We start from the raw sequence: 5,497 nt of genomic DNA on the forward strand, positions 1-5,497 counted from the left end.
TGACCTATACCGAAACCGGCGCCCCCGACGCCCCGCCCCTGTTGCTGCTCAGCGGCTGGTGCCAGGATCGCCGGCTGTTCAAGAACCTGGCGCCACTGCTGGCCGAGCGCTTTCATGTGATCTGCCTGGACTGGCGCGGCCACGACCCGAAGCAGACCGACAGCGGCGACTTCAGCGCCCTGGACCTGGCCGACGACCTACTGGCCTTCATCGACTTCAAGGGCCTGGACCCCGTGCGCCTGGTCTCCACCTCCCACGGCTGCTGGGTCAACCTGGAGGCCTGCGAACGCCTGGGTAGCAAGCGCCTCCCCAGGACCGTGGTGATCGACTGGCTGATGCAGCCCCACCAGGGCTTCTGGCAGCAGCTCGCCCAGGGCCAGCACCCCACCGACTATGCCAGCGGTCGCCAGAGCTTCTTCGACGAGTGGGCCGCCAGCACCGACAACGCCGATGTACTCGAGCACCTGCGTGACGAAATGCCCGGGTTCGACGGCGCCATGTGGCGCCGCGCCTGCCGCGAGATCGAGCTTTGCTACCGGCGCTGGGGCAGCCCGCTGGAGCGCATGTCGAGCATCGCTGACAAGCCCCTGGTGCGGCATATCTATTCACAGCCGCTGGACCCGGGCTACCGACGCATGCAACAGGACTTCGCCGCCGAACACAGCTGGTTCGAACCTTGCCACATCCCCGGCAATACCCACTTCCCGACCCTGGAGAACCCCCAGGCCGTGGCCCGGGCCATCGATGAATTCTTCTGCGCTTGAATAGGAGCGATCCCATGAACAAGGGTTTCAACGCGATCATCGCCGGTGGTGGTTTCGGTGGTCTCGCCGCCGCCACAGCCCTGGCGCAACGGGGTTGGTCGGTGACCATTTTCGAACGCCAGGCCGAACTGCGGGCCCAGGGTTCTGGCATTTATATCTGGGAGAACGGCCTGCGTATCCTCCAGGCCCTGGGCGTCAAGGCGATTGCCGCCGATGCCTTCCATGGCCGGGCCATGGAGCAGCGCGACGGCGCCGGACGAATACTCGAGGCAGGCCAGCTACCGCCCGGGATACGCCTGGTGACAGTCACCCGCAGTGCCTTGCTGGCGGGCCTGAGGGACGCGGCACTGGCCGCCGGGGTGAATATCCGCACCGGTTGTGAAGTGCTCGGCGCCAGCGCCGCTGGCGAATTGTTGTTCGCCGGTGCCCGACACGAGCAGGCAGACCTGGCCATCGGTGCCGATGGCGTGTGGTCGGTGGTACGACGGACGCTGGGGCTGGAACAGTTCCACCAACAGACCGACGAAGGCGCCCTGCGCGCCATCATTCCCGGTACCCAGCAGGAGCTTGGCCCGGACGGCCAGGGCAAGTACCTCGAGTGCTGGAGCGGCAACCGCCGCTTGCTGATCACCCCTTTGGACGGAAAACGCATTTACCTGGCGTTGACCTGCCAGAAGGACGACATCCGGGGCAAGGCCTCGCCGCTGGATCATGCGACCTGGTGCGAGACCTTTCCAGCCTGGGCGCACCTGATCGAACGGGTGGACGAAGTGCTGCCCTGGGCGCAATACAGCATCGTCAAGGTCCGGGCCTGGTCGGCCGGGCACACGGCGCTGATCGGCGATGCCGCCCATGCCCAGCCACCGCACCTGGGCCAGGGCGGCGGCATGTCGATGCAAACCGGGCTGGCCCTGGCTCATTACCTGGAGGGCTTGCAGGATCGCCGCGATATCCCGGCACGCCTGGCAGCCTGGGAAGCCGGCGAGCGGGAATTGGCCGAGCACTGCCAGCGCTGGTCGTGCCTGTACGGCGAGGTCTCGACCCTGCCGGACGAGGCCCGGCAACGGGTGCTGCAACATGGCATGGGGGATGAGTGGGTACGCCGGCAGTTCCTGCGGGCCGCGTGCAGCCAGCCCACGGGTACCCTGGGCTAGCGTCCTGCTGTCGGCGCGGCGCGGCGTCAGTGGCCGCCCCGCCGCGCCACCAGGCGTTGCAAGGTCGCGCTGGGCGTCTCGCCGAACAGCTTGCGGTATTCGCCAGAAAACCGCCCCAGGTGGAAAAACCCCCAAGACATGGCAATCGCCGAGATATTGCCCGGGCAACCATCCTCCAGCAGTTGCTGGCGCACGCCATTCAAGCGATAGCGCTTGAGATAGATCATCGGCGGCACACCCAGGTACCGGCCAAAACACTCGAACAACTTGGAGCGCGATACCCCAGCGGCCGCTTCGATCGCATCCAGGTCCAACGTCTCCCGGGCATGGGCATGGATGAACTCCCGGGCCCGTACCAGGTAATGCGGCAAGTGGCGCTCCTGGTCCTGGCGCAACCTGGCACTGTAGTTGTTCGGTTGGGCCAGGAGCAGGCCCTTGATCAATGCATGTTCCAGGTCCCGGGTGAATCCGGGCTGGTCATACAGGGCGATGCTGGTGCGCAGGTCCTGTACCAAATGCTCGACCATGCGCCACCAGTTGCCGGAGGCACCCTGCACGGCATCGATCGAAGGTTCGAAGCGCAGCGGCTCTTGCAGCGGTCGCTGCAGCAGATGCGCCAGGCTCTGCTCCATGGCCTGGCGCGGGATCGCTATGTGCAACTGCAGGCAATTGGCGGCGATATCCAGTTGCTGGGCCCCATAGGGCGAAAGAATCACCCCACGGTTGCGATCCGAGCCCAGGGTGCATCCGCCGACACTGACCTGCTGCTCGCCGCTCAAGGGCAGGCTCAGGCTGTAGCAGTCCAGGCCCACGCCATCTTCGACCATGACACTGACCTCGGCACCGTGGCGCATCAGGCCCAAGGTCATGGCCGTCGAGCGCAGTACCGTGCCGCGATGACTGAAGCGCACCTGGCCGGGACCACGAGAGCTCAACTCATGGGGCCCGCAAATGGCGGTCATCCAATGCTGGGCATAGACAAGGTCGCGGCCCTCAGTGCAAATATCTCGAATGGAATTGATGGTGTTCATCGCACGGCACCTTGGAATGCAAGATCGGACGCTCTTGCGGCGTACTCCAGGAAGGTGAGGCACGCTCCATGCCAGCTCGGCAGGCCTCCATCGGCCAGGGCAGCCGGCGGATAACATTGGCGGTTTTTCCGGATAAGTAGCAGGCGGGCAGCCCGCCTGCCGCCCCTGGTTCCATTCGCCCGGCGTTACCGCCAGCAACGGGTGTTACCGCACGTCCAGCCCCATGAGCCGGCACAGCGCCTGGTAAAGCGGTGTACCGGGCTGGCCCAGTTCGAGCACCACATCGAAGTGGTTCTTGTCGGGCGCCGGCACCATTCGCCCGGTGAAGCCGCAATCCCTCCAGGCCTCGAGGAAGCTCGCGGACTGCCAGGCGAACTCCGCGCTTTCCAGCCCCCCGTGGCTGATCACCAGCTCCCCTGCTCCACTGCTTGGCAAATGGAACAGCGGGCTGTTGCGCCGGGCATCCTCGACGCTCAGCCGCATCCACTGGTTGATATGGGTACTGCGCAGCGGCTCCAGGTCGAACAGCCCGCTGATCGGCAGCGCACCACGCAACACATCGTCAGGCACGCCCAGGCCAGCCTGCCAGCCCCCGGCCATCAGCATGCCCACCAGATGGCCGCCCGCCGAACTGCCGCTGGCATAGAGTCGCTGTGGATCGCCACCGAATGCGCTGGCATGCCGGTAGAGCCAGGCCAATGCACGGCGGGCCTGATCGACTATCTGGTCCAGGGTCACGGCGGGCGCCAGGTCGTAGTCCAGCACCACCACACAGGCACCGGCAGCGGTGAGTGCCGGGGCCATGAACGCCGAGTCATCCTTGGACAGCGCGCGCCAGTAACCGCCATGGATGAACAACAGTACCGGGGCCCCGGCCCGCGCCGCCGGAAAGATATCCAGTCGCTCGTTGGCTCCACTGCCGTAGGCCACATCGCGATGACAGGGTGTACAGGCATGGGCGGCGTCCGATAGCGCTCGGTACAGACGCGGGTACTGGGCATAATCGGCGACGCTGGCGCGGGCGTTGTATTGGCTATCGAAATAGGCGGCCAGGGCGGCTGGGTCCAGGGGGCGGCTCATGGGGCAGGCTCCGATTGAGGGCATCGGCCGATTAGGCGCCTGTGGCAAACCAGGGAAAATCCGCAAAGTCGGCAAAGGTTATCCGCATCCTCGGACAGGACCGGCAGGGCTCCGAGCGGCGTTGTAAAAAGCTTGTCACCGCGCAGATGAAACATTCACCAGCACACTAGAATTTGGCCTGCTCGCCGAAGCTGCTTATCATTGCGCGCCCCGAAAAATCTAAAGAGTGCCCTATGCGCCGACTGCTCACCGGCTGTCTCGTCACCCTGCTGCTTCTGCTCAACACCCTGGTGCTGTTCGGGCCCCTGATGGTGTTCGCCCTGCTCAAGCTGGTCCTGCCCGGCCGCTTGCGGGACTACGCCTCCGGCGCGGTGATGTGGATCGCCGAGACCTGGGCCGAGATCGACAAGCTGATCTTCGCCTCCTGTATCCCCACCCGCTGGGACATCCGCGGTGGCGAAGGCCTGCGGGTCGACACGTCCTACCTGGTGGTCAGCAACCACCAGTCCTGGGTCGACATCCCGGCCCTGATCCAGACCCTCAACCGGCGCACGCCGTTCTTCAAGTTCTTCCTCAAGAAGGAACTGATCTGGGTGCCGTTCCTGGGCCTGGCCTGGTGGGCGCTGGACTACCCCTTCATGAAGCGCTACAGCAAGGCCTTCCTGGCCAAGCACCCGGAACTGCAAGGCAAGGACCTGGAGATCACCAAGGCCGCCTGCGAACTGTTCAAGCGCCAGCCGGTGACCGTGGTCAACTACCTGGAAGGCACCCGCTTCACCGCGGCCAAGCGCGAGCAGCAAGCCTCGCCCTTGCGCCACCTGCTCAAGCCCAAGGCCGGCGGCGTGGCTTTCGTCCTGGCCGCCATGGGCGACCAGCTGGACGCCATGCTGGATGTCACCGTGGTCTACCCCCAGGAGCGCATTCCCGGTTTCTGGGACCTGATCAGCGGCAACGTGCCCAAGGTGATCATCGACATCCGCACCCGCGAGCTGGACCCGGCCTTGTGGCACGGCGACTACGAGAACGACCCGGCGTTCCGCCAGCAGGTCCAGGACTGGGTCAACCAGCTGTGGACCGACAAGGACCAGCGCATCGACGCGCTGCTGGCCGGGGCCGACTGACCCCCATCCCGCTACCCTGGGGGCGCCGCCCCTAGGGCTTGAGCACCTGCCCGAGGATCAACAGCCCGGGAATCCAGCCGGTACCGATCGCGCACACCAGGGTCAACAACGCCACCTGGCGCTGGATCTTGCGCGACAGCCCCAGCAGCAGGAAAAAGGTGAACCACAGCAGGGTCCAGGCCAGCCAGTTGAGCGCGTTCCACACCCCGAAAGCCCCGCCCACATCGCCCAGCGCCTGGATCGCCACCGTGGCCGCGGTGAGGCTGACGAACAGGCAGAACCAGCCCAGCCCCCGACCATCGTTGCCCAGCCACTGGTTGGCCGCCACCCACAGGTAGGTGAACGCG

Annotated in this window: 6 protein-coding genes; 3 read left to right on the top strand and 3 right to left on the bottom strand. The window is 65.7% G+C overall.

The genetic code is table 11. The features are described 5' to 3' along the window. Together ACK6AU_RS31150 and ACK6AU_RS31155 are read left to right on the top strand one after the other, a co-directional pair. The coding region (locus ACK6AU_RS31150; RefSeq protein ID WP_409303550.1) for an alpha/beta fold hydrolase at positions 1-764 on the top strand (764 nt) is incomplete at its 5' end. A gap of 14 nt (positions 765-778) precedes the next feature. Beyond that, entirely contained in the window at positions 779-1,918 is a 1,140-nt protein-coding gene (locus ACK6AU_RS31155) for an NAD(P)/FAD-dependent oxidoreductase (RefSeq protein ID WP_185697164.1), read from the top strand. Positions 1,919-1,944: 26 nt separating this feature from the next. On the opposite strand, the gene ACK6AU_RS31160 is transcribed toward ACK6AU_RS31155, so the two are convergent. Next, positions 1,945-2,949: an AraC family transcriptional regulator gene (locus tag ACK6AU_RS31160; RefSeq protein ID WP_185697163.1), complete on the bottom strand. Its 1,005-nt coding sequence runs from the start codon at positions 2,947-2,949 to the stop codon at positions 1,945-1,947. A gap of 204 nt (positions 2,950-3,153) precedes the next feature. Further along, a complete protein-coding gene (locus tag ACK6AU_RS31165) occupies positions 3,154-4,029 on the bottom strand; it encodes an alpha/beta hydrolase (protein WP_185697162.1) in 876 nt (291 codons plus the stop codon). Positions 4,030-4,262: 233 nt separating this feature from the next. On the opposite strand from ACK6AU_RS31165, the gene ACK6AU_RS31170 reads away from it, so the two are divergent. Continuing rightward, a complete protein-coding gene (locus tag ACK6AU_RS31170) occupies positions 4,263-5,150 on the top strand; it encodes an acyltransferase (protein WP_409303553.1) in 888 nt (295 codons plus the stop codon). A gap of 31 nt (positions 5,151-5,181) precedes the next feature. On the opposite strand, the gene ACK6AU_RS31175 is transcribed toward ACK6AU_RS31170, so the two are convergent. Continuing rightward, the coding region (locus ACK6AU_RS31175; protein ID WP_409303555.1) for an AmiS/UreI family transporter at positions 5,182-5,497 on the bottom strand (316 nt) is incomplete at its 5' end.

Source organism: Pseudomonas sp. KCJK8993, from assembly GCF_046230915.1.
Taxonomy (GTDB): domain Bacteria; phylum Pseudomonadota; class Gammaproteobacteria; order Pseudomonadales; family Pseudomonadaceae; genus Aquipseudomonas; species Aquipseudomonas piscis.

What these genes read in the sequence shown, in the direction of transcription:
- ACK6AU_RS31160 (WP_185697163.1), bottom strand. Translation starts at nt 2,949, where the DNA reads ATGAACACCATCAATTCCATTCGAGATATTTGCACTGAGGGCCGCGAC.
- ACK6AU_RS31170 (WP_409303553.1), top strand. Translation starts at nt 4,263, where the DNA reads ATGCGCCGACTGCTCACCGGCTGTCTCGTCACCCTGCTGCTTCTGCTC.
- ACK6AU_RS31165 (WP_185697162.1), bottom strand. Translation starts at nt 4,029, where the DNA reads ATGAGCCGCCCCCTGGACCCAGCCGCCCTGGCCGCCTATTTCGATAGC.
- ACK6AU_RS31155 (WP_185697164.1), top strand. Translation starts at nt 779, where the DNA reads ATGAACAAGGGTTTCAACGCGATCATCGCCGGTGGTGGTTTCGGTGGT.